Raw genomic sequence first — 24,021 nt, 5'->3', positions numbered from 1 at the left:
AAACGAGAGGGGGACGAATTGCGGGCGAACGCTGTTCGCCCCTACTTTTTGCTATTCTATCACAAGTTCCTCTTTTGTGGAATCCGTTCCCTCGATATGGAAAGAATTGAGCACAGGCTCATCTTTGTTCATAAGAGAGAGTATCATATAGCTTGCTGTCTTGTCATAAGCAAGCCTTTTATCCTCATCAGAAGGACGAGAAGGTGACTCAGGGTGTGAGTGCCAGTTGCCCAGAGGAACAAGTCCCTCTGCTCTCATGTCCTTGATAGCAGCAAGCTGCTCCTTAGGGTCAAGAGAAAAATGCTCGTTTGAGTGGTCTATGTTCGTGAGAAGATAGACCTTTTTTATTATCTTGTCACTGCCCTCTTTTACTCCGCCGATAAGACCGCAGGCTTCGTTTGGAAGCTCGCTTTCAGCGTGGTGCAATATCTTTTCATAATCGCTTTTGCTGAGTTTTATCATAGATGTACACCGTCACATTCTGCCTGTTCATAGTCGATAAGCTCTGTGATAGTAGGGTGCTCGCCGCATACTGCACAGCCCTTTGTATCCTGTGGGAGCTTTACCTTTCTGAACTCCATTTTAAGTGCGTCATAAGTAAGCAGATAGCCTGTGAGAAGGTCGCCAACGCCAAGGATATACTTAATAGCTTCCATTGCCTGCAAACTTCCTATAACGCCGCCCATTGCACCGATAACGCCTGCCTGCTTGCAAGTAGGAACAGCGTCCTTCGGAGGTGGGTTCTTGAACACACATCTATAGCATGGTCCCTGACCGGGAACATAAGTCATGAGCTGACCCTTAAATCTGATGATACCGGCGTGTGAAAATGGCTTTTTAGCCATTACGCAGGCGTCATTGATGAGAAACTTTGCAGGGAAATTATCAGTGCCGTCGATAACGAAATCATAGTCCTTGATTATATCCATGATGTTCTCGCTGTCGATAAAAGTACGATATGTATTCACCTTAACGTCAGGATTGATAGCCTCCATTGTTTCCTTTGCGGAAAGGACCTTTGCCTTGCCAACGTCCTGTGTTGTGTGGATTATCTGTCTTTGCAGATTTGAGAGATCTACCTCATCTGCGTCTGCAATGCCGATAGTTCCAACGCCTGCTGCGGCAAGATACATAGCGGCAGGTGCGCCAAGTCCGCCTGCGCCTATGATAAGTACCTTTGCGTTAAGAAGTTTTTTCTGTCCCTTTGCGCCAACTTCTTTAAGAATGATGTGGCGTGAGTAACGCTCGAGCTGTTCGTCTGTAAATGCCATTACTGTCCGCCTCCCATGAAGTAAAGAAATTCTACAACGTCGCCGTCTTTAAGAACTGTGCTTTCAAAAGCTCCGCTCTCTACAAATTCGTCATTGATAGTTACTGTAACGTACTGTGGTGTTTCAACGTTCTCGTCAATAACGAGCTGTGCCACTGTAAGTCCCTCTGCAACGTCCTTTTTATTGCCTGCTACTGTTATAGTCATATCCATTTCTCCTTAATCTATAGAATTTATTGTTTCGGCAAGCTGTGCTTTCTTTACAGCTCCCGTAAGTCTTGCTTTTTCTGCTCCGTTCTTGAAGAACACAAGTGTCGGAACGCTTGTGACGTTATATTTCTGAGCAGTTTCCCCGTCAAAGTTGATATTGAGTTTCACAAGCTTTATACCCTCAGGGTTCTCCTCCTCAGTTTCCGCAAGAAGCGGTGACATTCGCTTGCATGGAACGCAGGAATCTGAATAGAAATCTGCGATAACAAGCTTTCCTGCCTCGTTTATCTCGCTCTCGAAAGTATCCTTATTTGCTCTTACTGACATTAATCTCCCACCTTTTGTACGATAAGGTCATAAGTGCCGTCCTCATTGTCAATGAGCTTCAATATCTTGTGACCCTCTTCCTTAATGCTTCTTGGAACGTTCTGAACAGGCTCGCCGTCATTCATTTTAATGGAAAGGATCTGCCCGTCGTCAAGCTCCTCAAGAGCTACTTTTGCCTTGACAAATGTTGTCGGGCAAACCACTGTGGTGATGTCCACTGTATCGTCTATTTTAAAATCAGCCATTGTTATAAACCTCCAGTATAGTATTTGTAAATTTCTCTCTGCCCACTCTGTCGATAGTGAACTTAAATCTTTCGCCAGCTTTTGCGTTATCGTCAAAGAACTGTATAGCGGTATCGCAAATCTTCATAAGAGTTTCCTTATCCTCTATAAATGGGATAACAGTTTCGCCCTTGTTGATATGGTTGCCGAAAAGTCCGCCGAATGAAACTATATAGCCGTGGATAGTATCCCACGCCTCTGTTGGACAGGCTTTAAAGCAGCGTCCGCAGAAGTTGCACTTTTCTTTGTCAAGGACTATCTTTCCGTCCTCCATTGTAAGCGCACCCTGACGGCAAGCCTTTACGCACACGCCACAGCCGATACAATCAGCTTCACGCCACTCGACCTTTATGCCGCCCTTGATACCAACGTCATTTTCTTCCGCTTTAAGGCAGTTGTTCTGACAGCCTGTGATGCCGAACTTGAACTTGTGAGGAAGCTCCCTTGCGAAATATCTTTCGTCAAGCTCCTTTGCAAGAGAGTATGTATCTATACAGCCGCTTGGACAGACCGCAGCACCCTGACAGGCTGTGATAGTTCTTACTCTCGGTCCGCAAACGCCCGGCTCTGTGTCGCCCTTTGCAAGAGCCGCCTTTACCTCGTCGATATCGTCAAGCTTTATAAAAGGTATCTCAACGCTCTGACGTGATGTAAGATGAACATAGCCCTCGCCGTATTTATCTGACACCTCAGCTATCATTGCAAGCTGTTTTGCCGTAAGGTTTCCGCCCACAACTCTAAGTCTAAGTGAAAAATTATTCTTCTGCTTCTGGCGCATGAAACCGCCTTTTTTAAGTGTTGCGTAGTCAACTGCCATAGTAAATTCCTCCTAAAGTTTTTCTATGGACTGTTTAAAGTCCTCGATCAGATCCGATGTGTCCTCTATTCCGACGCTTATCCTGATTGTGTCGCCGAACACGCCTGCGTTTATCTTCTGCTCCTCTCTTCCGTGAGCGTAGATCGTACTTGCAGGGTGTATAACCAGCGTTCTTGTATCTCCGATATTAGTTGCATTTGTTGCAAGCTTCAAGCCGTTTATAAGCTTGAAGGCCCTTTCCTTTGAACCTGCTCTTATGGTGAGTATAGCACCGCCCTTGCCGCCAAGTTCTTCCTGACAAAGGTCATAGAACGGGCTGGCTTTCAGTGCAGGATAGTTCACTTCAATGCACTCACAGCTTTCAAAAAACTCCGCAAGCTTCAAAGCGTTGTGACAACATCGCTCCATTCTAAGACCCAGTGTTTCAAGTCCTACGCTGTTCATAAACGCGTTCATCGGAGCAAGACAGCCGCCCACGTTTCTCCATATGCCGTTTCTCAGCTTTGCGATATAAGCAAACTTCCCGAATTTCTTATACTCAACTAGACCCTTGAACTTATCATAATCCCATTTGAAGTTTCCGCTGTCTATTATAACGCCGCTTATGGAATTTCCACCGCCGTTTATATACTTTGACGTGGAATGTACCACGATATCAGCACCGTAGTCAAATGGATTTATAAGATAAGGTGTAGCCGTTGTACTGTCAAGTATAAACACTGCACCGTTTTCATGGGCAAGGTCAGCCACCGACTTTATATCAACTATTTCAAGATTAGGGTTTCCGATAAGCTCGGCAAAGACCGCTTTGGTCTTACTATTTATAATAGGGGCTATTTCCTCTTTTGTAACGTGCTTTACGAACTTGGTCTTGATACCGAATGCCGCAAGGTCGCCGAAAAGGTCGATAGTGCCGCCGAAAAGACCTGCGCCGCATATTATCTCGTCCCCTGCTTCAAGAATGTTCAGAAGCGACATTGTAACAGCCGCCATGCCTGATGAACACGCCACTGCGCCAACACCTTTTTCAAGTGTATTCATTCGGTTCTCAAAAGCCGCCACTGTCGGGTTGCTTATTCTTGTGTAAGCATATCCCGGTGCTTTATTATTGAATACTTTTTCAAGCTGCTCAGCCGACTCCTGCGCAAAGGCACTCACCTGATATATGGGAGTGAGCGTTGAGCCTGTTGTTTTCTCAGGTCCAAATCCGCCATGGAGCAATTTTGTATTGAATTTCAAAGGAAACGCCCCCTGTTTTCTTATTATATAGCTATCACCGCAAGCCTGTCAAGGTGCGATGTTCTTTGTTACTGTAGATATTATACAACATAAATCATATAAAGTCAATAGGATTACTATAGATTTAACATTTCTTTTAAAATATGCCCTTATTTTTATGAAAACTCTTGACAGTTTGCTCAAAAAAGTATAAAATATATTATATTGATAGGATTACTATGAATAACAGGACAAGTATAAAAAGCATGAGAGCAGACAATATTTGTTTGCTAAGGGAGGTGCGAAAATGAAAATTTCAACAAAAGTAGAATGTGGCATAATTGCCATTGCAGACATTGCAATGAACTCAGAAAACGGCGAAACAGTGACAGTATACAGCGTGGCAGAAAGACGTGGACTTTCAGGAAAATATCTTGAGCAGGTGCTTACTTCTCTGAGACAGGCAAGGCTCATAAAAGGCATAAAAGGCTCTAGGGGCGGATATATACTCAACAAAAAGCCGGAGAAGATAACACTCAAAGAAATAATCGACGCTCTCGACCCATCTGTGCTTGGAAGCGATGTTGCGGTAGTAAATGACGAAAACACAGAATTTGCACAGGTGCTTGACGATTATATATGGCTGAGATTAGAGAACAAGCTGAAAAGCTACACTGAGTCTATCACCCTCAGACAGCTCGTTGACTTCTATAATAAAGAGTCAGCAGAGAACGTTTCAGAGCCTATGTATTATATCTGATTGACAAAAATCGGTTTTCATTTTATAATTAGGGACAGAGAGTGTATACTATATATAAAGGATGTGTTTTTATGTATGACGTTATAATAATAGGCAGTGGTCCTGCGGGGCTTACTGCGGCGATATATGCAGGCAGAGCAATGCTTTCCGCACTGGTGTGCGAAAAGGACTACATGGGTACAGGTCAGATATCTGTTACAGACAGAGTTGAGAACTACCCTGGTCTTTACGGCATAAACGGCTATGACCTTGGAGAAAAGTTCAGAGAGCAGGCTGAAACTCTTGGTGCTGAGTTTTACGAGGGTGAGGCTGAGAGCTTTGAGAAAACAGCCGAGGGCTGGAAGGTCATATTCAAGGACGGCTCTGTAAAAGAAGGAAAAACTGTTATTTACACCGCAGGCACTTCATATCGTCATCTTGACGTGGCAGGCGGTGAGAAACAGCGCATTTCTTACTGCGCAGTGTGCGACGGCTTCTTCTATAAGGATAAAGTTGTGGCTGTTGTGGGCGGAGGAGATACTGCACTTGGTGACGCACTTTATCTTTCAAAGCTTGCAAAAACTGTTTACCTTATCCACAGACGTGACGAGTTCAGAGCAAATAAAGCTTTGCAGAAAAAGGTCGCTGAAACAGATAATATCGTGCCTGTTATGAGTGCAGTTATAAAAGAGGTAACAGGCGGCGAGAACGCAGAGGGCGTTACCTATACGCAAAACGACGAGAAAAAGAACATTGCCGTGGACGGAGTGTTCTGCGCAATCGGAAGCGTGCCGAATACACAAGCTTTAGAGGGCGTTTGCGAGCTTGACGAAAGCGGATATGTGAAAGCTGGCGAGGACGGGATCACCACTGCAAAGGGTCTTTTTGTGGCAGGAGATGTCCGTACTACACCTCTCAGACAGGTAATAACAGCAGCGGCTGACGGTGCAAACGCACTTTCTTCTGCGGAAAAATATATAATGGAGCTGTAAAAAGCAAAACAAAGCGGTGTCGGAGCGTAAAACTCTGCACCGCTTTTTCTATTTTATAGCACAAAAAGGACGCTGTCACCAACGCCACAAATTGCATTTATATATTCACGCTCTCCTTTTCAAGCAGGCTGTCTATAAACCTCTGCACAGGCTCAGGAGTTTCATACTGGGAAGCCGTCACCGCACATATGCTCCTTGGAGGTATCTGCTCTTTTGTGTTTACCCTGAAGATGTTCCCTGCCTCTATCTCTGCCTTGGTGGTCGCATACTGCATGAAGCCTATGCCAAGATTGTTCTTTACCATTGGCATTACAAAGTTTATGGACGTAAGCTCAATGTCAGGTCGCAAAAGCAGATTGTGCTGTCTGAATATATGGTCAAGATAGTTTCGGGTGGTGGTGGTGTTTTTAAGACAGATAAGAGGATATTTCACAAGCTCATGCAGGGATATCTCCTTGTCTTTAAGATAGGAAAAACCGTTTCCTGCGGCAACGATATCCTGAAGCTTCTTTATCACATTTATGTTAAGCCCCGTTTTGTCTGCAAACGGCGAGGTAACTACCGCCACGTCTATTAGATTTGCCCTCAACGCTTCTATAGCGTCAGGGGTGGACATACTGTCTATCTTTATCTGTATCTTCGGGTGTTCTCTGTGAAACTCTACTATTCGGTCGATAAGAAAGCTTTGCAGTGCCACCTCGCTTCCTCCAAGCCTTACTATCGCCCTGTCACGCTCGCTTATCAGTGCAAGCTCCTCCTCTGCCGAGAATATATGCTTGCAGGCTATGGATATATGCTTAAAGAGCATCTCTCCGCCCGTTGTCAGCTCTACACCCTTTTTTGACCGCACAAAAAGCTTGCACCCAAGCTCGTCCTCAAGATTTTTTACGCATCGGCTTATGCTCGGCTGCGACAAAAACAGATAGTTTGCCGCCATTGTTATGTTCTGGAACTTTGCCACATAATAGAATATCTTATAATGCTCGAAATTTATCTCTCTCATAAACCGTTCCTCTCCTCTCTATCCATACACTATGAGTATGTTTACAATAGAAAATATCTATTTGACATATGCTTATGATTGTATTATAATATATTCGTAGACAAAAAGCAAGTCTTACATCACTGCGCCCATAGGGGGACGCATACAAAAAATGTTTTATCATGATAAAATCAATGACGATTGCATTCGACCGCTGGGGGTGAACGGTAAGGACCTTATTATACCCTTATGAGGCTGGCATTCTTATTGGTTTTATTTTTTTGGAGGTGATAAAATGCTGGAGAGAATTTCCGAAAATCTTTCCGAGGCTATGCAAAACAAAGTAGCTTTCAGGATACCGATTTTCGGAGGCATACCCGTTCCTGTGTCCTGCGTGGTAACATGGATAATAATGGCGATACTTGTGATAGCTTCAATACTTCTCACAAGAAACCTTAAACTTATCCCTGACAGGAAACAGATGATGCTTGAATCATTCGTAGGCTTTCTCAGAGATTTCTTCAGAGAACAGCTTGGAGAAAAGGGTATGGCGTATTTTCCGTTCCTTGCAACTGTCATTATCTACATAGGCTTTGCGAACATCATCGGTCTGCTGGGCTTTACACCGCCTACAAAAGACTTGAATGTTACCGCAGGACTTGCGATCATGAGCATTGTGCTTGTGGAGGTTGCAGGAATAAGAGCAAAAGGAACGAAGGGCTGGCTGAAAAGCTTTGCCAAACCTGTGGCGATAATCGCTCCGCTGAATGTAATGGAGCTTGTTATCAGACCGCTGTCGCTTTGTATGCGACTTTTCGGAAACGTGCTTGCGTCTTATATCATCATGGAGCTTATCGACGCCGTTTGCCCGATAGTGATACCGCTGGCATTCTCGGCATACTTTGATATTTTCGACGGCTTCATTCAGGCATATGTTTTCGTGTTCCTCACGTCCCTGTTCATAAATGAAGCAATAGAGGACGACGACTAAGATAACAGAAATTCGGAGGTATGATCTATGTTAGTAGCAATAGGTGCGGCTGTAGCCGTTATTACAGGAATAGGAGCAGGTATCGGAATAGGTATCGCAACAGGAAAAGCAACAGAGTCTATCGCAAGACAGCCTGAGGCTAAAAAGGATATAAGAAGCTCACTGCTTCTCGGCTGCGCACTTGCAGAGGCAACAGCTATCTACGGCCTTATCGTAGCTATCCTTATCATCTTCTTCCTGAAGTAAGAGAATAAGCGTAGAAAAGTAAAAGAATAAAAACGGAGGTATATATCATGTTAGTAGCAATTGGTGCGGCTGTAGCCGTTATTACAGGTATAGGCGCAGGTATCGGAATCGGTCTTGCAACAGGAAAGGCAACAGAGTCTATCGCAAGACAGCCTGAAGCAAAAAAGGATATAAGAAGCTCACTGCTTCTCGGCTGCGCACTTGCAGAGGCGACCGCTATTTACGGTCTTATCGTAGCTATCCTTATCATCTTCTTCCTGAAGTAATAAAACAAAACATCTTTATGAAAGGAGCATAGCTATGATAAGTCTTGATATAAGTTTGGTATGGGTAATAATAAATCTGCTGGTACTGTATCTGCTCCTTAAAAAGTTTCTTTTCAAGCCCGTGTGCAAAATGATGGACGAGAGGTCTGCAAAGATACAAAGCGACCTTGACGGTGCGGCACAGGCTAAGGCGGACGCTGAAAAAATAAAAGCTGACTATGAAGCTGAGATAGCCGATGCACACAGTCAGGCTGTTGAGATAACAAACAAGGCTAAAGCACAGGCAGGCAGAGAATGCGACCTTATGCTTGAAAATGCAAGAGCCGAGTCTGCTAAGATAATGAAAGAAGCTGAAAAGTCCATTGCAAACGAAAAGGAAAAGGCTATGGACGACGCAAAATACCAGATCGCAGACCTTGCTATACTGGCGGCTGCTAAGGTCATTAAGAAAAATGTGGGAGGCGACTCCGACAGAGAAACTGTTGATGAATTTCTCTCCGAGGTAGGTGCTGCCAAATGATCTTTTATCCCGAGGAAGTCTGCGGCAGAGTGCTTTTTGAGCTTTCGCCAAAGGCTGAGAGCGTAAAGGCTTCAAGAGAACTTTTTGAAAGCTGTGACGAGCTTAAGGACGCTCTTGCAAGCCCTGCTGTGGAAATAAAGGAAAAGGAGAAAGTTATAGACAGGCTTTTTCCTGAGGACATGAGAAACTTTCTCAAGGTCATGTGTCAGTGGGGTCACATGGATAACATCATGGACATTTTTGACGCATATGACGATGAAGTCCTCAAAAGCAAAAATATACTTAAAGCTGAGCTTTACTGCGTCTGCCCGCCTGAAAAGGCACAGACGGATAAAATAAAAGAAACGCTGAAAAAGAAATACGGCGTGAGCGATGTTCTGCTGGAAGTGAATACCGACGAAGCCCTCATGGGCGGCTATCGTCTTGAAGTGAACGGGGTCGAGTATGACAAGAGCGTTCAGGGTATGATAAAAGCTTTGCAGAACAGGATATCAGGGAGGTGAACGGCTTGGCAGGTTCAAGCAGAAGCGATATTATCTCGGTGCTTAAAAGTGAGATAGCTGACTTTGAGGCGAAAACTCAGGTCAACGAAACAGGCAGGATAATATCCATAAATGACGGTATCGTAAATATTTACGGTCTTAATCATGCAATGTATGGTGAGCTTGTTGAATTTGAAACAGGCGTTAAAGGAATAGTTCAGAATGTGGAGAGAAAAACTCTCGGCTGCGTTCTTCTTGGCTCTGACCATGGTCTTACGGAAGGTTCAAAGGTAGTCAGAACAAAGAAAAGGGCAGGTGTCGGCGTTGGCGAAAAGCTTCTGGGCAGAGTTGTTGACGCTCTGGGCGCTCCTATCGACGGCATGGGCGAGATAGAATATGATGATTATTACCCTATCGAGCGTGAGGCGGCAGGCGTTTGCAACAGAAAGTCTGTTACAGTGCCTCTGGAAACAGGTATTCTTTCTATCGACTCAATGTTCCCTATCGGCAGAGGTCAGCGTGAGCTTATCATAGGCGACCGTCAGACAGGTAAAACTTCAATTGCTCTTGATACCATTCTTAACCAAAAGGGCAAGGATATGATATGCGTATATGTGGCTATCGGACAGAAAGCTTCCACAGTCGCAAAGTTCGTTGAGGATCTTAAAAAGCATGGTGCTATGGATTACACCATAGTTGTAACAGCTATGGCCAGCGACCTTGCGCCTTTGCAGTACATATGCCCATACGCAGGCACAGCAATGGCTGAATATTTCATGGATAAGGGCAAGGACGTTCTTATAGTATACGATGACCTTTCAAAGCACGCAGTTGCATACAGAGCAATGAGCCTGCTTCTGAAACGTTCTCCGGGACGTGAGGCTTACCCTGGAGATGTATTCTATCTTCATTCAAGACTTCTGGAGCGTTCATGCAGACTTGACGACGCTCACGGCGGCGGTTCTATCACTGCCCTGCCTATAATCGAAACACAGGCGGGCGATGTTTCCGCATATATCCCTACAAACGTTATTTCTATCACAGACGGACAGATCTTCCTTGAAACAGAGCTGTTCTTCTCAGGCGTAAGACCTGCTGTAAACGTTGGTCTTTCAGTATCCCGTGTAGGCGGTGCGGCACAGACCAAGATAGTAAAGAAAGTATCAGGCAATCTGCGTATCGACCTTGCGCAGTTCAGAGAAATGGAAGTGTTCACACAGTTCAGCTCTGAGCTTGATAAGACAACGCAGGAGCTTCTCGACCATGGTCACAGGCTCGTTGAGATACTTAAACAGCCGCTCTATCACCCTTATTCAATGCACGAGGAGGTAATTATCCTCTGCTGCGCACAGCACAAGCTTTTGCTTGACGTGCCTGTTAAGGAGATAAGAAAATTCACTCTCGATATGCTTTCCTACTTTGAGGCAAATCACAGCGATATAATTGCCGAGATAAACGACAAAAAGGTCATGACAGACGAGCTTGACGCAAAGATAGTTGCTGCCGCAAAGGAATTTAAGCAGGGCAGATAAAGGCTCTGCACCGAAAGGAGGCATAAGGCATGGCAGGAATGAGAGAGATAAGAGAAAGGATCGCAAGCGTAAGCGAGATCATGAAGATCACAAACGCTATGTACCTTATCTCTTCCTCAAATCTGAAAAAAGCCAAGAAAAGGCTTGAAAACACCGAGCCTTACTTTGAAAAGCTCCAATCTACCATTCACCACATACTGCTCCACACACCTGAGTTCGAGCACAAGTATTTCGACCAGCGTGAGGAGAAAAAGCCTGAGGACAAAATGATAGGCTACATAGTGGTAACAGCCGACAAGGGTCTGGCAGGAGCTTATAACCACAACGTTTTAAAGCTTGCAGAGCAGGAAATGGCTAAGCACAAGAACACCTGCCTTTTCGTTGTGGGACAGATCGGAAGACATTATTTTTCAAGAAAGAACGTGACTATCGACGCTGAGTTCCTTTACACGGCTCAAAATCCTACCCTTTACAGGGCGAGGGCGATCGCCGAAACTGTCACAGATCTTTTTGAGAGAAAATATCTTGACGAGGTTTATGTTATTTACACCAAGATGATAAATTCCATGGATATGGAGCCTGAGATGCTCAAGCTTTTTCCGCTGGAGCGTGAGGACTTTGAACACCCTCTGCAAAAGCAGGATCACGATATCGTAACATTCAGACCAAGTCCTGAAAAGGTAATGGATCATCTTGTGCCGAACTACATGAAAGGTCTTATATTCGGCGTTTTGGTAGAGGCGTTCTCTAGTGAGCAGAATGCCAGAATGACCGCCATGAGCGGTGCTACCACAAGTGCTTCGGAGATGATAAAGGAGCTGTCATTGCAGTATAACCGTGCAAGACAGGCGGCTATCACACAGGAGATAACCGAGATCGTCAGCGGAGCAAATGCTCAAAAGGACGAGAGTTAAGGCTTTCGGGAAAGGTGTTGAGATTAAAATGGAAAAAGGAAAGATCGTTGAAATAATGGGACCTGTCGTTGACGTTGAATTTGAAAACGGCAAGCTACCTATGATAAAGGACGCTCTTACTGTACAGCTTGACGGCAAGACAAAGGTCATGGAAGTGGCTCAGCAGCTTGGCAACAACACTGTCAGAGCTATCATGCTTGCTTCAAGCGACGGACTTGAAAAGGATATGGAGGTCACTGCCACAGGCGCTTGCATAAAAGTTCCTGTAGGCGACGCTACCCTTGGAAGAATGTTCAATGTCCTTGGTGAGAGCATTGACGGCGGCGAGCCTGTCAAGGCTGATGACTACTGGGAGATACACAGAGAGCCGCCAAAATTTGAAGATCAGAAGCCTGCAACAGAGATCCTTGAAACAGGCATAAAGGTAATAGACCTTCTTGCTCCATATGCAAAAGGCGGTAAAATAGGTCTGTTCGGCGGTGCAGGAGTTGGTAAAACTGTGCTTATTCAGGAGCTTATCACAAACGTTGCCACAGAGCATGGCGGATATTCCATATTCACAGGCGTTGGAGAGCGTTCAAGAGAGGGCAATGACCTATGGCACGAAATGACAGACTCAGGCGTTATCAAAAAGACAGCCCTAGTGTTCGGTCAGATGAACGAGCCACCAGGATCAAGAATGAGAGTTGCTCAGACAGGACTTACAATGGCTGAATATTTCAGAGATAAGGAACATCAGGACGTACTGCTTTTCATAGACAACATATTCAGATTCGTTCAGGCAGGCTCTGAGGTATCGGCACTGCTGGGCAGAATGCCGTCAGCCGTTGGTTATCAGCCTACCCTTGCGAACGAAATGGGCGCTTTGCAGGAGCGTATCGCCTCAACAAAGCAAGGCTCTATCACATCTGTTCAGGCTGTATACGTCCCTGCGGACGACCTGACAGACCCAGCCCCTGCTATCACGTTCTCACATCTTGACGCAACAACAGTGCTTTCAAGAAAGATAGTTGAACAGGGTATCTATCCTGCCGTTGACCCACTGGAGTCAACTTCAAGAATACTTGAGCCTGACGTAGTAGGTCAGGAGCATTACGAAGTTGCAAGAAAGACTCAGGAGCTTTTGCAGAAGTACAAGGAACTTCAGGATATCATTTCTATCCTGGGCATGGAGGAGCTTGATGACGCCGACAAGACGGCTGTTTACAGAGCAAGAAAGATACAGAAATTCCTTTCACAGCCTTTCCATGTTGCAGAGAACTTCACAGGCATAGAGGGCAAATATGTTCCTCTGAAAGAAACAATCAGAGGCTTCAAGAAGATAATAGACGGCGAAATGGACGAATATCCGGAGGCTGCATTCCTTAACGCAGGCACTATCGACGATGTTATCGAAAAGGCTAAACAGCTTGAAAACGAGTGATGACCCTCACCGAAAGGAGAAGCTGAAATGGTAAAGACATTCAAGCTTGAAATACTTGCCAGCGACCACGTTTTCTATTCGGGAGAATGTGACGAGCTTATATTCCCGGGTCAGGACGGCTCTTTCGGAATACTGCCTAATCATCAGCCCATGATAACCTGTCTTAACGCAGGTGAGCTGCGTTACAGAACGGGCGACCAGTGGCACTATGCGGTGGTAAGCGATGGTTTTGTGGAGATAATGCCGTCATATGTGACGCTTCTTGCGGACACTGTGGAACGCCCTGAGGAGATAGACGAAAAGCGTGCCGAAGCCGCCAAGGAGAGAGCTGAGGAGAAGCTCAGGCAGAAGCAGAGCATTTCAGAATATTATCACACGCAGGCAGCTCTCAGCAAGGCTGTGGCAAGGCTTAAGATATCAAGCAAGTATAACAAGCACAAGATAAATATTTAAGTTCACAAAAAGTTTACATCAAAAGCATAACAGACTCTTGACAAAAGGTCAAGGGTCTGTTATAATGTTAGAGCATTCGTATCTAAAGACAGTTGGCAGCAGGAAACTGCGGAAGTCCAGCCGAGGAAAGGAATAGCAAAGTAATTATGACTTTGTATCTCTTTTGTCTTGCGACGAAAGGGATTTTTCTTTTGTTAGTTTACGGTTTGCGTAAATTAGTTCAAAGAGGTGAAATTGAAATGCCAAGCGAAAAGACATTGTCCGCTAAGAAGGAAAGAGTTGCACAGCTCGTTGAAATGCTCAAGAACTCTGCTGCAGGCGTACTCGTTGATTACAAGGGTATCACTGTTGAAGAGGATACAAAGCTCAGAAAAGAGCTGAGAGAGGCTGGCGTAAGCTATTTCGTTGAGAAGAACACTATCCTGAGATTTGCTCTTAAGGAAGCTGGTCTTGACGGTATCACAAACGTACTCGAGGGTACAACAGCTATCGCTATCTCTAACGACGACCAGACAGCTCCTGCAAGAATACTCGGTAAGTTTGCTGAGGACTGCAAGGACGAAAAGTTCTTCCTCAAGGCTGGTTACATTGGTGAGGACGTTTATGACGAGGCAGGCGTTAAGGCTCTCTCGAAGATCCCTTCAAGAGAAACTCTGCTCGCACAGCTGGTTGGTTCCCTTCAGGGTCCTATCCAGAAGCTTGCCGCAACACTTCAGGCTGTTGTGGACAAGGACAACGAGGCTGCATAATTTATATGCCGCTTAATGAATGGGCTTTGACCCGAAAAATTATTTAATAAAAAGGAGATTTTTATCATGGCTTCAGAGAAGATTATGAATTTTGTAGAAGAGATCAAGAAACTTTCCGTTCTCGAGCTTTCAGAGCTTGTTGACGCTATTCAGGAAGAATTCGGTGTAACAGCTGCTGTTGCTGCTGCTCCAGCTGCTGGTGCTGCTGGCGCTGCTGCTGAGGAGAAGACAGAGTTCGACGTAGTTCTGACTTCATTCGGCGATGCTAAGATGGCTGTTATCAAGGCTGTTAAGGAGATCACAGGTCTTGGTCTTAAGGAGTCTAAGGAACTCGTTGAGAGTGCTCCTAAGGCTATCAAGGAAGGTGCTTCAAAGGCTGACGCTGAGGAGATCAAGACAAAGCTTGAGGCTGCTGGCGCTTCTGTTGAGCTCAAGTAATTCTGAGTTTACACAAAAAATTAAAGGACTTCGTAATGAAGTCCTTTTTTGTTGAAAAAATTCATAATGAGTGAAACTGTTTTGTATAGGTGGAACAGCTCAATTTCCGCTTTGGTTTAGAATATCTAGCCCAACAGAACTGTTATATCGCCTGACTGATTTGTCAATAGCGAAGCTCGAACATATACAAACAAGTATGTGGTATGTATATTTATAAATAGTCGAATTTTTTTGAAAAAAAGCCTTGACAATAGAAAAAATAAATGCTATAATAATTAAGCTGAATGACACGGAACACAAACAAAACGAAAGAGTTCAGCGAAAAGAATAGCAAATGCGGCAGTGCTGGAATTGGCAGACAGGCACGTTTGAGGGGCGTGTGTCCTTGACGTACGGGTTCAAGTCCCGTTTGCCGCACCAAGTTAGAGAGCTTGCAAATCCTTTATTTACAAGGGTTTGCAAGTTTTTTGTTTTATGTAGATTTTGCGTTTGGGTGTTGTTTGGGTGTTACTGTGATAAAAATTTAAGGAGCAGGCTTAAGAGCTTGCTCTTTTTTAGTTGGTCGGTTATTCCGCCTTACATTTCCTCTCCCACGTGAGGATATCCGCCACAGCTCCGAGAGCTTGTGCCTCTCTGTCTTGAAAGGCGGTGGCGTATATGTCAAGGGTGGTGCTTGCCTGCGAGTGTCCGAGAACGCTTTGAACTGTCTTGACGTCAACGCCCGAGCTTATGAGCAAGCTTGCATTTAAGTGTCTGAACGAATGAAGATTGACCTTTGGCAAGCCGTATTGCTCACAGGTCTTTGTCAGCCAAGTGAACGGCGTTGCTCCGTGCATTTGGTGTCCGTCCCAAGTGGTGAAAAGCCTGCTCGTGCTGTGCCATTTGTCACCAAGCTTTAAACGCTGTGAAAGCTGTTCGTTTCTTAGCTGCTTTATTGTAAATATCACGCCGCTGGGCAGGGTCAAGGCTCTTACAGACTTGCGGCTCTTTGGCTCTGTGTCATAATAGCCACGCTCTTTTGAATAGTGAACAGTTCTGCGGATATGCACAATGCCCGTGTCAAAGTCTATATCCTCCCACTCAAGACCGAGTATCTCGCCCCTGCGAAAGCCGCCGAATATAGCGAGCTGAAAGAAAGCCCTGTATTTTATAGGCGTATCGTCACGATCGAGTATATCAAGAAAGCGTTTAGCCTCGTCTATGGTGAACATTTTATGCTCTGCCTGCGGTATCTTTGGGAGTGCGGCATTTTTGCAGGGGTTTTCCTTGATAGCCTTTATATGCACGGCATAGTCAAACACGCTTGACACGAAAGAAACATAATTCTTTATAGTCTTTGGAGAAAGCATTTTATTGTCTGTACGCTTATCAAAGAGCTTTTGACAAGGCTCTCCCAATGCTGCGGATATCTTTTCGGCGTTCTCCCACCTTATAAGCTTGCTCTCTGCGGCTGATTTAATGGTTTGTGAGCTTACGCCTGCTTGCTCTGCAAGGCTTTTCTGTGTCATACCCTTGTGGCTGAGAATGGCTTTTAAGTCACCCTTGAAAGTTGCATTTGCGGTCTTTTCAACGTGCTGTTTACCAAGCCAAGCTATAAAGCCGTCTATCTCTCGTGGGGTTATGCGGTCTATACGCAAGTGACCGAGCTTTTCATACACTCGTGGGGTGTATTCTCTGCACCGCTCAACGCCTGAGGGCTTTAAAGTACGCTCTGCATAGTTTTCAAACCACGTTTCACAAAAGTTCTCGAATTTCTCAGCGTTGACAGTTTGACCGCTCCTGCACTTCTCCTCAAAATCAAAAGCCGCTTTGTTCAGAGCCTTTTCTATTTGCTTTTCGGTCATATTAGGTCTTGAGGGTCGCCACGTCATTGACTGTGATTTCTGCTTTGTACCGTCCGCTGAATAGCCACAGAACACTCTTATTCTATATGAGCCGTTTGCACGCTTTTCTATCTGTGCCATTGTATCAAGTCCTTTCTGTAAAATTAGAACGGGATTAAATCATCATCGCTTTTGGGTATTTCTCCAAGTGATATTGTAATATGTTGTTTGTCCTCTCCATTTAATATGAATATTTTGTCATCAAAAGAATATTCAAAAACGTCTTTTTTTAAATTGGCAAAGCGACACTCGAAAGCATTCATTATTGCCGATTTTACATCTTCGTAATATTCCGTATTTTTATTAGTTTCAATCATTGCAACAGCCTTTGAATATTCTTGTGCAAAATATGCCAATCCAGTGTCATTTATTGTAATATTCAAATTTGCTGTACCACTCGGAAAGTCGCTTGCGGATATGCTATGCGTTGCATCTTTTAAATCAAATATAACTTTTAGTGCGTTTAGTATCTTGTTCTTTTCATCTTGTTCAGTTTCCTCAACAGGCTTTGTATTAATACCGCAAATTTCATCAAGCGAAAGATTTAGCACCGCCGCTATATTCGCAATAAGCATAATGTTTCCGCCGCTTTGTTTTTCTCCCTTTTCTACCGCAACAATAGTTGTTTTAGTCGTTCTTGCTTTTTCTGCAAGTTGTTCTTGCGTTAAGCCTGCTTTTACTCGTGCAAGCTTTATTTCATTGCCCATATGTTCAACATTGAAAGTGTAATTGTTCATAAGTTTTAACCCCTTTGCTGTTGTTGTTATCATTGTATCATAAACAGTCAATTTTGTCAAGGAAAGTGTTCTTGTTAATATTAAGATTATTTACGAAGATAGCTTGACTTATAATTCAAATCACATTGAATTATTAAAGGTTTAAAATATAAAGTTAAGTTATATTGACTTTATTGTTGTCTAATGATATAATTAAATCACAGCAACAGCAAAAGCGAGGTGAAACAAGGTGACAGGAACAGAGGTAAAACAGCTTATATTTGCAGCAGGCTTGAAATGCTGGCAAGTTGCCGAGCTGTGGGGCGTGAATGACAGCAATTTCTCACGCCGCCTTAGAAAGCCGTTTAATGAAAGCGAGGTTGAGAGGCTCAAGGCTATTATTGACCAACTTTCAGCACAAAAAGAAACCGCCTGAACGCTACCAACATTCAGACGGCAAAGCAGGCTTTAATGCCCGCATATGAAAACACACACGTTTCCGCTCCTATTATACCACATTCGAGGGCGGAAATGCAAGTCTTGAATGTGGCAGATAGGAGAATATTTTGAATAAACAGAACACAAGGGCATTGCCGAAAATGCTCACCATAAAGGAAACCGCACAGGCAACAGGGCTGCACGAATACTTTGTGAGACAGCTTGTCAAGCAAAATCGTGTTACATACGTCAAGGCAGGCTGCAAAACGCTCATAAACCTTGACAGGCTGGTTGAGTTTCTTAACGAGGGTGAGGGGGCAAGCATATGACAGCAGCCGAAAGGATATCAAACGCCCTTAGAAAAGGCGAGAGCAACGCTGTAAGCCTTGCGGATATGTGTATCATATCGGGGCTTGACAACCGCCACACAAGGCTTGTGATTGAGGATATGCGGCGTAAAGGTGCAGTGATATGCTCAAGCGACTGCGGCTATTTTTATCCTGCTGACCGCTCAGAGCTTAACCGATACGTCAACAGGGAGCGTTCAAGAGCAAGCTCTATTTCTCAGACGTTACGCTCTGCGGAAAGACTTCTTGAGGAGTGGAAAGGACAAGAATAATGAGTGAAGAAAGCAAAATACCGCCTTACTTTTACTTTAATACAAAATATTGTGATTGGTTTCAAATGCTCAATAATGAACAAGCTGGAGCTGTAATAAAATATATCTGCTCATATGTAAAACAAGCAGAGCTGCCAACAATAGAAGATCAAGCAGCCGCAATGCTTATTGAATTTATAAAAACAGATATAGACCATTCTTTTCGCAAATATCATGCACAATGTGAAAACGGCAAAAAAGGCGGAGCTCCAAAAGGTAATAAAAACGCCGCTAAGAAAAAGGCAACAGAAGAGCCGCCAATAAACGAGCTTTTCGGGGATATAGCGTATAGGATTGCTGATGTCATTTTCTGGAACGCTCAAAAAGAAGATTTTGCGATTTCTGAGTATCTTAGCAAATCACAAATAGCAAGCATTGCAGCTTGTTACCACATACTTGATGTAGATGATATTTCCGATATATTTGACGGTACAATGAAAGAATTTATTATAAACAAAAGTGCACGGCAATTCTGCAACGAGCTTAAGCAATATGCAGCAGCGGAATTTGAGGAAGGTGATGAAACATTTACGGAAACCTTTGCACGTACCAAGCAAGCAGCGGACAAGTTATTGAAAATGTCACTTGATGAGATCAAACACTTTTATAGCAAATGTGATTTAGCTCTGGAAGCTACTGATATTTCAGAAACCCAAATCAAAGAACACTATGACTTTACCGAAGAAGAAATCAAGCAAATCTTATCCGCAAGGCGGCAACAAAACAACCCAAAAACAACCCAAAACAACCAAATATAATATATTATATTTCAATTAAAATAATTTAAAGTTAAGTAAAGTAAGAAACTAAACTTACTTTAATATAACTTAAATTATTATGCTTGTTACATTTCTTGAAATTGCTTTGCTTATCGCAATTTCAGAAAGTAACAGCATAACGTTTAACACGAACCGAGAGTAAAGCTCGAACAAAGCCGTAAATGTAAGAGAATGTGAGAGGGTGACACAATGACAAATGAACAGCTTGCGGAATTTATCAAGCAAGGCGGTGCGGACGATCTAAAGCCTGCTTTGTGGGATAGGGTAAAGCACTTGATGTTCAAGCTTGCAGGGCAATATTACAGCAGCTATGAGGAGCGTTTCACGTCTTGTGGGGCTGAACTTGCAGACTTTCGGCAAGAATGCTATCCTGCTTTTATAAAGGCTATTGAAGCGTACAGCCCCGAAAAGGGCTATGCTTTCACAAGCTATCTTGAATATCACATACGCAATGCAGGTGCGGAGCTGTTGGGCATACGCAACGCTGGCCGAGAGAATAACAAGCCTCTTGACAACTGCACAAGCCTTGATAAGCCCCTTGATACAGGCGACAGCAAAGAGCTTTGCTTAGCTGATATTATCCCCGACAGCAACTCGCAAGAGGGCTTTGAGCAGGCTTTACAGACCATTGCAGACGATCACACAAGAGCGGTCTTGCACAAGGCTCTTGACCGCTTAGACAAGCCCCTGCGTGATGTGATAGTGCTTTATTACTTTGAGGATATGACACAAGAGCAGATAGCAAAGCGTGAGGGCGTGAGCGGTGAGCGTATCAGACAACGCAAGGCAAAGGCTCTTAGAAAGCTCCGTTGTATGGCTGAACTGAGAATACTGTGGGAAGAACAGAACATTGAAAGCCGCCTGCATTTTGACAGCCGCACCAACACGAGGGCTTACTTCAAAGCTCAACAGCGTATCTCAGAGATAATAAAGCGTGGCTCATACCTCAGCTACGGACAGCGGCAGGCTATAATATATGACTGCGAGATAGAACAGCTTGCAGAGGACAATGCAGAGTATCAAGCAATGACGATCTTTGAGGAGCTTGTTTCGCAGCAATACGGGGCATATCACCCACTTTGAGGGGCAATTTCACGTTCACGTCTTCATTGCTTATATTTCTCGCATATTTGCAGAATGTGGCAAATCCTAGTTATTCCTAGAGTAAAAAAGGGCAAGCACGAGGCTTGTCCTTTGGCATTTATGCGGTCTGTGGTGGGTAAATAAGCTTTGAAAGCTCTGTCTTGCTCTGCTTTATTATGTCAAAGCAAGCTCTTAGGACGGCTTGAAACATATCCGTGCGTGAGGCATACACAACAGCCGCAATGCTCTCTTTCTTTGTGTCCTTGTTCTCGATAGCAGGGCACTCATCATCAATAAACTCAAGGTACACGTTAAGCAGGTTTTCAGCTTGCTCAAGGTTTATTACAAAGTCCTCAAGGTCAAGGGCCGATACGCTTTTGACGTTGTTTTGTGGTGTGGTCATTTTTGGTTACTCCTTTATGTTTTATATATTCGCCCTTTATTGCAGAATTCGGGTCAAAATGTTGGTGTGGTGTTTGGTCTATACCGCAAGCATAAGCCTTGCACCGAGCTTAAAGCCTGCTATGTTGGTATCTATGATGTTGAGGCGGTCAAGGTTGAGAGTTTCGCCTTTGTCCAGCAGAGGGGCTATAACATAGGCGACAGCTTTCGGCAGATAGCCAATTCGGTAAAAGCCCCTTGCACCCTCTGGGAACGCCCACAGGCTCACGGCGTTGCGGTCTGCGGCGTTGGTGCTTTCGTGCTTGAGTTTCAGCACAGCAGGCTTGCTCTCCATAGCCTTGAGAACGCTCTGACGGCGGTTGAATGAAGTCCCTGCTATCCTTACGGACAGCCTTTCGGCTTTAGCTATCACCCACGCCTTGAGCATTGCTGTGCGGCGGTTATAGCCCTTGCCTACGAGCTTGTTTGCTATTGTCATAAGTCTTGATTTTGTGGTTTTGGTCATTGTTTTCAGCTCCTTGAATTATCTCAGTATTAAGAACGCTACTGCAAGTATCAATCCGCCAAGCTTGAGCAGCTCTTTGCAAAGTTTGAAAATATCATTTTTCATATTGACACCCTTTCGTTTTTGTGGTATAATTCAAGCAGTTGGGAGAGCGGTCAACTCTCCTTTCTGCCGAATTTACTATTTAAGTAAATCTTTTATGATCAAGATGTAGCCAATCAAGCCGATTATCTCGATCATTAGCTTGTTAAGTTGTTGGACCAGCTTAACAAGCTTTTTTATTTTCTTGTCCAACTTAACCGCCCCCTTTCGTTCTTTGTTGATATTATTATAGCATATATTACGTAATACGTCAATACTTTTGAGCGACAAACATATACAAATATTACGTAATATCTTTGTGCAAACTGCATATTGCGTAATACAGCCTATAGATGTATAATATACTTGGGGGTGGAATGTATGGATAAGCAAAAGCAAATCATCAGACAAAACAAGTATGTGGCTGAAAAATATGACCGATTTACAGCAACATTTCCTAAAGGCAAGAAAGAAGAATACAGAGTTCACGCTGAGAAAAAGGGGTTGAGCCTTAACGGCTTGATCAATGAGCTTATTGAGGACGATATAGCAAAGTACAAAAAATAGGGGTGATATATATGACAAAGGCTGTGACAAAAGCCCACGCAGAAAGCAAGGGTGAAAGTCTTAAAGGCTTTATTAACAGGGCTATTCACGAAACTATGAGCAGAGATGAAACAGAATAAAAAGAGGGTGTTACAATGTCAGTATCAGAAGCTCAAAAGAAAGCCAACAGACAATGGGACAAAGAAAATATGATAACATTAGGCTGCAAGGTCAAGAGAGAACAAGCAGAAAAGTTTAAGAAATATGCTGCGGACAATGGCAAAACCGCTAATGCTCTACTCAAGGATTTTGTGTTGGAGAAAATAGAAGAAAGGGAGTGAAGCTGTAAAAATGGATAAGATAATAAAGCTTTCATACGACAGAGATATGTGTCCGGATAATGACAGCGTGATTAGTCAAGTCACTTGTAAGAATTGTGAATACTACAAAGGTTTTGAATTATGTAACGGAATTCAATGTACTCTTTGCGGTTATTATTCAAGCAGTTGTGAGGAGGGCACCGAATAACAAAACAGCAGGCGTTATTATACTCCACATTACTAATGCTCATTAAATGATACTGCATAATATTGAACAAAAAGAAAAGCAAAGTTTGTGCATATTGCGAATGGCATTTTTACTCAATTTTGAGTATAATAACAGTAACAGAACCTCACGCACCTCTTAACAATGTGTCCCAGTGAGGGCTTTTTTTTAGGTGGTGATTATGGTATGAATACAAAAGAGCCTGAGTTATTTTGCAGACAGGTAAATAAGCTTATAGAGCACGGCTGTGAAATAACCGACTATGAGCAAGCCATAATGATACTTAACAAAATCAATTATTATAAATTATCAGCTTACTTTTTGCCGTTTAGAGATAATGACGGAAATTATAAGCAGGGCACAACGCTTTTGCAAGTTTATAAGATATATGAATTTGACAGAAAGCTAAGTGCGTTTCTTTATGGGATAATTCAAAAGATAGAGGTTTTTGTAAAAACACAGATAGCTTACTATCATTCAAACAAATATGGTGCTTTAGGTTATTTAGATCATTCCAACGTTGCCGATAAAATGATAGAAAAACATAAAAAGCTTATTGATAATTTCAACACTGAGGTAAAACGCAACAAAGAATTACCTTTCGTGAAACATCATATAGACAATTATGACGGCAAATTTCCGTTGTGGGTAGCTGTTGAATTATTTACTTTGGGCAATACATCACAGTTTTACTCGCAAATGAAAACAGCAGATAAAAAAGTTATAGCAAGGTCTATTTCGTACATAACACAAACAGAATGTACATATTCTCAGCTTGAAAGCTGTCTGCGGTGTCTTACCACACTTAGAAATAAATGTGCTCACTTTGGAAGAATTTATTATTCAAGGTTTAAATGGTTTCCGTCTTTGCCTTACGAGGAAGAATACAAGGCGTACGCTCGTGGACGCAATTTTATTTATCTTTACCCATATTTATACATTATGAAAGTGTTGTACCCGTCACCTGAAAGCTGGAACGGCGTTGTTACAGAGCTTGCCGCACTTATAGAAGAATATAGCAGCTATATTGATATAAACTGCATTGGCTTTCCCGATAATTGGGAAGAACAATTATCAAGAGAATAAATCAAGCAGGCGTTACACCCTCTCGACACTTTATCGACAGTTTAAAGGTGCAAAGCCTGCTATTATTTTGTATGTATGCTGTTAAAACGCTCTACAATGCCCCTAGCGTGTGCTGTATGGCGTTCTGCGTGTTTTGTGGTTAAGTTATGTTCTTGAAATTGCAACGGCTTATACGGCTTTCTGATAGATTTAGCGATGATTGCACTTCTAAGGGGCTTGTTTTACTGAACGTGTGTGCTTTAGCTCAAATATGAGCGATAGCAACCAGCTCAAAAATGAGCAAGTTCAAAGTCTATTGATACTACTAATTTTTATCAATTTGCAACTAAAAACAACTAATGTACAATTATTTGTACTCGTTTTTTGGGTGTTGTTTGGGTGTTACGAGCCGCAATAACACCCAAAATCAGACTTGACAATGCTAAACGATAACCCACGCAAAAGC

The 24,021-nt window shown here is 43.5% G+C and carries 33 protein-coding genes, 1 tRNA gene and 1 other annotated feature; of the genes, 22 read left to right on the top strand and 12 right to left on the bottom strand.

The window, feature by feature from the left end; translation table 11 throughout:
• Positions 1-51: 51 nt before the first annotated feature.
• Genes AB5Z01_RS06410 through AB5Z01_RS06380 form a run of 7 tightly spaced genes read right to left on the bottom strand, consistent with a single transcriptional unit; the run spans position 52 to position 4,147 of the window.
• The gene (locus tag AB5Z01_RS06410) at positions 52-462 is read right to left on the bottom strand and encodes a M67 family metallopeptidase (RefSeq protein ID WP_038672490.1); all 411 of its coding nucleotides are present in this window, start codon (positions 460-462) and stop codon (positions 52-54) included.
• Positions 459-1,271: a thiazole biosynthesis adenylyltransferase ThiF gene (gene thiF, locus AB5Z01_RS06405; RefSeq protein ID WP_038672492.1), complete on the bottom strand. Its 813-nt coding sequence runs from the start codon at positions 1,269-1,271 to the stop codon at positions 459-461. Before thiF ends, AB5Z01_RS06410 begins: the two co-directional genes overlap by 4 nt.
• Positions 1,271-1,477, bottom strand: a complete 207-nt coding sequence (gene thiS, locus AB5Z01_RS06400; protein ID WP_022288183.1) for a sulfur carrier protein ThiS — start codon at positions 1,475-1,477, stop codon at positions 1,271-1,273. The genes thiF and thiS overlap by 1 nt, the downstream gene beginning before the upstream one ends.
• A gap of 12 nt (positions 1,478-1,489) precedes the next feature.
• Positions 1,490-1,807 carry a thioredoxin gene (gene trxA / locus AB5Z01_RS06395; protein ID WP_287215880.1) on the bottom strand — a complete coding sequence of 106 codons (318 nt, stop codon included), beginning with the start codon at positions 1,805-1,807 and terminating at the stop codon, positions 1,490-1,492.
• Positions 1,807-2,052 (bottom strand): sulfurtransferase TusA family protein, encoded by a 246-nt coding sequence (locus tag AB5Z01_RS06390; RefSeq protein WP_022288185.1) that lies wholly within the window; start codon positions 2,050-2,052, stop codon positions 1,807-1,809. The genes trxA and AB5Z01_RS06390 overlap by 1 nt, the downstream gene beginning before the upstream one ends.
• On the bottom strand, positions 2,045-2,908 hold the full coding sequence (locus tag AB5Z01_RS06385; RefSeq protein WP_287215878.1) for a 4Fe-4S binding protein: 864 nt from the start codon (positions 2,906-2,908) through the stop codon (positions 2,045-2,047). Before AB5Z01_RS06385 ends, AB5Z01_RS06390 begins: the two co-directional genes overlap by 8 nt.
• A 12-nt stretch (positions 2,909-2,920) precedes the next feature.
• Positions 2,921-4,147 carry an O-acetylhomoserine aminocarboxypropyltransferase/cysteine synthase family protein gene (locus AB5Z01_RS06380; protein WP_287215876.1) on the bottom strand — a complete coding sequence of 409 codons (1,227 nt, stop codon included), beginning with the start codon at positions 4,145-4,147 and terminating at the stop codon, positions 2,921-2,923.
• A gap of 286 nt (positions 4,148-4,433) precedes the next feature.
• Between AB5Z01_RS06380 and AB5Z01_RS06375 the strand changes: the two genes are divergently transcribed.
• Positions 4,434-4,886 (top strand): Rrf2 family transcriptional regulator, encoded by a 453-nt coding sequence (locus AB5Z01_RS06375; RefSeq protein WP_117865194.1) that lies wholly within the window; start codon positions 4,434-4,436, stop codon positions 4,884-4,886.
• A 71-nt stretch (positions 4,887-4,957) separates the two neighbouring features.
• Complete coding sequence (locus AB5Z01_RS06370; RefSeq protein ID WP_287215875.1) at positions 4,958-5,857, top strand: NAD(P)/FAD-dependent oxidoreductase; 900 nt, start codon at positions 4,958-4,960, stop codon at positions 5,855-5,857.
• A 97-nt stretch (positions 5,858-5,954) separates the two neighbouring features.
• Here the strand turns inward: AB5Z01_RS06370 and AB5Z01_RS06365 are convergent, their stop codons facing one another.
• Positions 5,955-6,860, bottom strand: a complete 906-nt coding sequence (locus tag AB5Z01_RS06365) for a LysR family transcriptional regulator (protein ID WP_022288190.1) — start codon at positions 6,858-6,860, stop codon at positions 5,955-5,957.
• A 274-nt stretch (positions 6,861-7,134) separates the two neighbouring features.
• On the opposite strand from AB5Z01_RS06365, the gene AB5Z01_RS06360 reads away from it, so the two are divergent.
• From AB5Z01_RS06360 to AB5Z01_RS06305, 12 genes are all read left to right on the top strand, one after another.
• Positions 7,135-7,830: a F0F1 ATP synthase subunit A gene (locus tag AB5Z01_RS06360; protein ID WP_022288191.1), complete on the top strand. Its 696-nt coding sequence runs from the start codon at positions 7,135-7,137 to the stop codon at positions 7,828-7,830.
• A gap of 27 nt (positions 7,831-7,857) precedes the next feature.
• On the top strand, positions 7,858-8,076 hold the full coding sequence (gene atpE, locus AB5Z01_RS06355; protein ID WP_022288192.1) for an ATP synthase F0 subunit C: 219 nt from the start codon (positions 7,858-7,860) through the stop codon (positions 8,074-8,076).
• Positions 8,077-8,123: 47 nt separating this feature from the next.
• Positions 8,124-8,342, top strand: coding sequence for an ATP synthase F0 subunit C (gene atpE / locus AB5Z01_RS06350; RefSeq protein WP_022288193.1), 219 nt, complete (start codon positions 8,124-8,126; stop codon positions 8,340-8,342).
• A gap of 34 nt (positions 8,343-8,376) precedes the next feature.
• Positions 8,377-8,862 carry a F0F1 ATP synthase subunit B gene (gene atpF, locus AB5Z01_RS06345; protein WP_046441676.1) on the top strand — a complete coding sequence of 162 codons (486 nt, stop codon included), beginning with the start codon at positions 8,377-8,379 and terminating at the stop codon, positions 8,860-8,862.
• On the top strand, positions 8,859-9,365 hold the full coding sequence (gene atpH, locus AB5Z01_RS06340; protein WP_038672505.1) for an ATP synthase F1 subunit delta: 507 nt from the start codon (positions 8,859-8,861) through the stop codon (positions 9,363-9,365). Before atpF ends, atpH begins: the two co-directional genes overlap by 4 nt.
• Positions 9,362-10,876 (top strand): F0F1 ATP synthase subunit alpha, encoded by a 1,515-nt coding sequence (atpA, locus tag AB5Z01_RS06335; protein ID WP_333632093.1) that lies wholly within the window; start codon positions 9,362-9,364, stop codon positions 10,874-10,876. The genes atpH and atpA overlap by 4 nt, the downstream gene beginning before the upstream one ends.
• Positions 10,877-10,905: 29 nt before the next feature.
• Positions 10,906-11,790, top strand: a complete 885-nt coding sequence (atpG, locus tag AB5Z01_RS06330; protein ID WP_038672510.1) for an ATP synthase F1 subunit gamma — start codon at positions 10,906-10,908, stop codon at positions 11,788-11,790.
• A 28-nt stretch (positions 11,791-11,818) separates the two neighbouring features.
• A complete protein-coding gene (gene atpD / locus AB5Z01_RS06325; RefSeq protein WP_022288198.1) occupies positions 11,819-13,213 on the top strand; it encodes a F0F1 ATP synthase subunit beta in 1,395 nt (464 codons plus the stop codon).
• A 27-nt stretch (positions 13,214-13,240) separates the two neighbouring features.
• Complete coding sequence (locus AB5Z01_RS06320) at positions 13,241-13,666, top strand: F0F1 ATP synthase subunit epsilon (protein ID WP_117891383.1); 426 nt, start codon at positions 13,241-13,243, stop codon at positions 13,664-13,666.
• Positions 13,667-13,730: 64 nt separating this feature from the next.
• Positions 13,731-13,864, top strand: a sequence feature (ribosomal protein L10 leader region).
• 41 nt (positions 13,865-13,905) lie between these two features.
• Positions 13,906-14,415 carry a 50S ribosomal protein L10 gene (rplJ, locus tag AB5Z01_RS06315; protein ID WP_022288200.1) on the top strand — a complete coding sequence of 170 codons (510 nt, stop codon included), beginning with the start codon at positions 13,906-13,908 and terminating at the stop codon, positions 14,413-14,415.
• 66 nt (positions 14,416-14,481) lie between these two features.
• Positions 14,482-14,853 (top strand): 50S ribosomal protein L7/L12, encoded by a 372-nt coding sequence (rplL, locus tag AB5Z01_RS06310; RefSeq protein ID WP_022288201.1) that lies wholly within the window; start codon positions 14,482-14,484, stop codon positions 14,851-14,853.
• A 336-nt stretch (positions 14,854-15,189) separates the two neighbouring features.
• Positions 15,190-15,273 (top strand) — tRNA-Leu (locus tag AB5Z01_RS06305).
• Positions 15,274-15,419: 146 nt separating this feature from the next.
• Here the strand turns inward: AB5Z01_RS06305 and AB5Z01_RS06300 are convergent.
• Positions 15,420-16,817, bottom strand: coding sequence for a tyrosine-type recombinase/integrase (locus tag AB5Z01_RS06300; protein ID WP_287215309.1), 1,398 nt, complete (start codon positions 16,815-16,817; stop codon positions 15,420-15,422).
• 23 nt (positions 16,818-16,840) lie between these two features.
• The gene (locus tag AB5Z01_RS06295) at positions 16,841-17,473 is read right to left on the bottom strand and encodes a helix-turn-helix transcriptional regulator (RefSeq protein ID WP_287215311.1); all 633 of its coding nucleotides are present in this window, start codon (positions 17,471-17,473) and stop codon (positions 16,841-16,843) included.
• 229 nt (positions 17,474-17,702) lie between these two features.
• Here AB5Z01_RS06295 and AB5Z01_RS06290 point away from each other — a divergent pair, with 229 nt between their 5' ends.
• From AB5Z01_RS06290 to AB5Z01_RS06270, 5 genes are all read left to right on the top strand, one after another.
• Positions 17,703-17,888, top strand: coding sequence for a hypothetical protein (locus AB5Z01_RS06290; RefSeq protein WP_287215313.1), 186 nt, complete (start codon positions 17,703-17,705; stop codon positions 17,886-17,888).
• A gap of 130 nt (positions 17,889-18,018) precedes the next feature.
• Positions 18,019-18,219, top strand: coding sequence for a helix-turn-helix domain-containing protein (locus tag AB5Z01_RS06285; RefSeq protein WP_038670411.1), 201 nt, complete (start codon positions 18,019-18,021; stop codon positions 18,217-18,219).
• Positions 18,216-18,509: a hypothetical protein gene (locus tag AB5Z01_RS06280; RefSeq protein WP_287215316.1), complete on the top strand. Its 294-nt coding sequence runs from the start codon at positions 18,216-18,218 to the stop codon at positions 18,507-18,509. The genes AB5Z01_RS06285 and AB5Z01_RS06280 overlap by 4 nt, the downstream gene beginning before the upstream one ends.
• A complete protein-coding gene (locus AB5Z01_RS06275; RefSeq protein WP_038670407.1) occupies positions 18,509-19,306 on the top strand; it encodes a DUF6291 domain-containing protein in 798 nt (265 codons plus the stop codon). Before AB5Z01_RS06280 ends, AB5Z01_RS06275 begins: the two co-directional genes overlap by 1 nt.
• 210 nt (positions 19,307-19,516) lie before the next feature.
• Entirely contained in the window at positions 19,517-20,410 is an 894-nt protein-coding gene (locus AB5Z01_RS06270) for a sigma-70 family RNA polymerase sigma factor (RefSeq protein ID WP_195220756.1), read from the top strand.
• 118 nt (positions 20,411-20,528) lie between these two features.
• Here AB5Z01_RS06270 and AB5Z01_RS06265 read toward each other — a convergent pair whose 3' ends face one another.
• Together AB5Z01_RS06265 and AB5Z01_RS06260 are read right to left on the bottom strand one after the other, a co-directional pair.
• Complete coding sequence (locus AB5Z01_RS06265; protein WP_195220757.1) at positions 20,529-20,813, bottom strand: hypothetical protein; 285 nt, start codon at positions 20,811-20,813, stop codon at positions 20,529-20,531.
• A gap of 78 nt (positions 20,814-20,891) precedes the next feature.
• Positions 20,892-21,317, bottom strand: coding sequence for an HIRAN domain-containing protein (locus tag AB5Z01_RS06260; protein ID WP_195220758.1), 426 nt, complete (start codon positions 21,315-21,317; stop codon positions 20,892-20,894).
• Between the two features lie 462 nt (positions 21,318-21,779).
• On the opposite strand from AB5Z01_RS06260, the gene AB5Z01_RS06255 reads away from it, so the two are divergent.
• The 3 genes from AB5Z01_RS06255 to AB5Z01_RS06245 all read left to right on the top strand — a co-directional run bounded on the left by AB5Z01_RS06255 (position 21,780) and on the right by AB5Z01_RS06245 (position 23,576).
• On the top strand, positions 21,780-21,965 hold the full coding sequence (locus tag AB5Z01_RS06255) for a hypothetical protein (RefSeq protein WP_038670400.1): 186 nt from the start codon (positions 21,780-21,782) through the stop codon (positions 21,963-21,965).
• A 134-nt stretch (positions 21,966-22,099) separates the two neighbouring features.
• A complete protein-coding gene (locus AB5Z01_RS06250; RefSeq protein WP_038670398.1) occupies positions 22,100-22,285 on the top strand; it encodes a hypothetical protein in 186 nt (61 codons plus the stop codon).
• 391 nt (positions 22,286-22,676) lie between these two features.
• Positions 22,677-23,576, top strand: a complete 900-nt coding sequence (locus AB5Z01_RS06245) for an Abi family protein (protein ID WP_038670396.1) — start codon at positions 22,677-22,679, stop codon at positions 23,574-23,576.
• Positions 23,577-24,021 lie beyond the last annotated feature (445 nt).

The sequence above is a fragment of the Ruminococcus sp. RTP21359st1_H3_RTP21359_211015 genome (genome assembly GCF_040909065.1).
GTDB classification, from domain to species: domain Bacteria; phylum Bacillota; class Clostridia; order Oscillospirales; family Ruminococcaceae; genus Hominimerdicola; species Hominimerdicola aceti.
The sequence above is the reverse complement of the archived record's forward strand: the minus strand, read 5'-3'. Positions and strand labels throughout refer to the sequence as shown.

Coding starts and splice junctions, on each gene's coding strand:
- AB5Z01_RS06280 (WP_287215316.1), top strand. CDS start 18,216: ATGACAGCAGCCGAAAGGATATCAAACGCCCTTAGAAAAGGCGAGAGC.
- AB5Z01_RS06295 (WP_287215311.1), bottom strand. CDS start 17,473: ATGAACAATTACACTTTCAATGTTGAACATATGGGCAATGAAATAAAG.
- AB5Z01_RS06410 (WP_038672490.1), bottom strand. CDS start 462: ATGATAAAACTCAGCAAAAGCGATTATGAAAAGATATTGCACCACGCT.
- atpF (WP_046441676.1), top strand. CDS start 8,377: ATGATAAGTCTTGATATAAGTTTGGTATGGGTAATAATAAATCTGCTG.
- AB5Z01_RS06320 (WP_117891383.1), top strand. CDS start 13,241: ATGGTAAAGACATTCAAGCTTGAAATACTTGCCAGCGACCACGTTTTC.
- atpD (WP_022288198.1), top strand. CDS start 11,819: ATGGAAAAAGGAAAGATCGTTGAAATAATGGGACCTGTCGTTGACGTT.
- thiF (WP_038672492.1), bottom strand. CDS start 1,271: ATGGCATTTACAGACGAACAGCTCGAGCGTTACTCACGCCACATCATT.
- AB5Z01_RS06390 (WP_022288185.1), bottom strand. CDS start 2,052: ATGGCTGATTTTAAAATAGACGATACAGTGGACATCACCACAGTGGTT.
- AB5Z01_RS06250 (WP_038670398.1), top strand. CDS start 22,100: ATGTCAGTATCAGAAGCTCAAAAGAAAGCCAACAGACAATGGGACAAA.
- trxA (WP_287215880.1), bottom strand. CDS start 1,807: ATGTCAGTAAGAGCAAATAAGGATACTTTCGAGAGCGAGATAAACGAG.
- thiS (WP_022288183.1), bottom strand. CDS start 1,477: ATGACTATAACAGTAGCAGGCAATAAAAAGGACGTTGCAGAGGGACTT.
- atpE (WP_022288193.1), top strand. CDS start 8,124: ATGTTAGTAGCAATTGGTGCGGCTGTAGCCGTTATTACAGGTATAGGC.
- atpG (WP_038672510.1), top strand. CDS start 10,906: ATGGCAGGAATGAGAGAGATAAGAGAAAGGATCGCAAGCGTAAGCGAG.
- AB5Z01_RS06275 (WP_038670407.1), top strand. CDS start 18,509: ATGAGTGAAGAAAGCAAAATACCGCCTTACTTTTACTTTAATACAAAA.
- AB5Z01_RS06300 (WP_287215309.1), bottom strand. CDS start 16,817: ATGGCACAGATAGAAAAGCGTGCAAACGGCTCATATAGAATAAGAGTG.
- AB5Z01_RS06260 (WP_195220758.1), bottom strand. CDS start 21,317: ATGACCAAAACCACAAAATCAAGACTTATGACAATAGCAAACAAGCTC.
- atpH (WP_038672505.1), top strand. CDS start 8,859: ATGATCTTTTATCCCGAGGAAGTCTGCGGCAGAGTGCTTTTTGAGCTT.
- AB5Z01_RS06370 (WP_287215875.1), top strand. CDS start 4,958: ATGTATGACGTTATAATAATAGGCAGTGGTCCTGCGGGGCTTACTGCG.
- atpE (WP_022288192.1), top strand. CDS start 7,858: ATGTTAGTAGCAATAGGTGCGGCTGTAGCCGTTATTACAGGAATAGGA.
- AB5Z01_RS06255 (WP_038670400.1), top strand. CDS start 21,780: ATGGATAAGCAAAAGCAAATCATCAGACAAAACAAGTATGTGGCTGAA.
- AB5Z01_RS06265 (WP_195220757.1), bottom strand. CDS start 20,813: ATGACCACACCACAAAACAACGTCAAAAGCGTATCGGCCCTTGACCTT.
- AB5Z01_RS06385 (WP_287215878.1), bottom strand. CDS start 2,908: ATGGCAGTTGACTACGCAACACTTAAAAAAGGCGGTTTCATGCGCCAG.
- AB5Z01_RS06360 (WP_022288191.1), top strand. CDS start 7,135: ATGCTGGAGAGAATTTCCGAAAATCTTTCCGAGGCTATGCAAAACAAA.
- rplL (WP_022288201.1), top strand. CDS start 14,482: ATGGCTTCAGAGAAGATTATGAATTTTGTAGAAGAGATCAAGAAACTT.
- AB5Z01_RS06245 (WP_038670396.1), top strand. CDS start 22,677: ATGAATACAAAAGAGCCTGAGTTATTTTGCAGACAGGTAAATAAGCTT.
- AB5Z01_RS06270 (WP_195220756.1), top strand. CDS start 19,517: ATGACAAATGAACAGCTTGCGGAATTTATCAAGCAAGGCGGTGCGGAC.
- AB5Z01_RS06375 (WP_117865194.1), top strand. CDS start 4,434: ATGAAAATTTCAACAAAAGTAGAATGTGGCATAATTGCCATTGCAGAC.
- AB5Z01_RS06365 (WP_022288190.1), bottom strand. CDS start 6,860: ATGAGAGAGATAAATTTCGAGCATTATAAGATATTCTATTATGTGGCA.
- rplJ (WP_022288200.1), top strand. CDS start 13,906: ATGCCAAGCGAAAAGACATTGTCCGCTAAGAAGGAAAGAGTTGCACAG.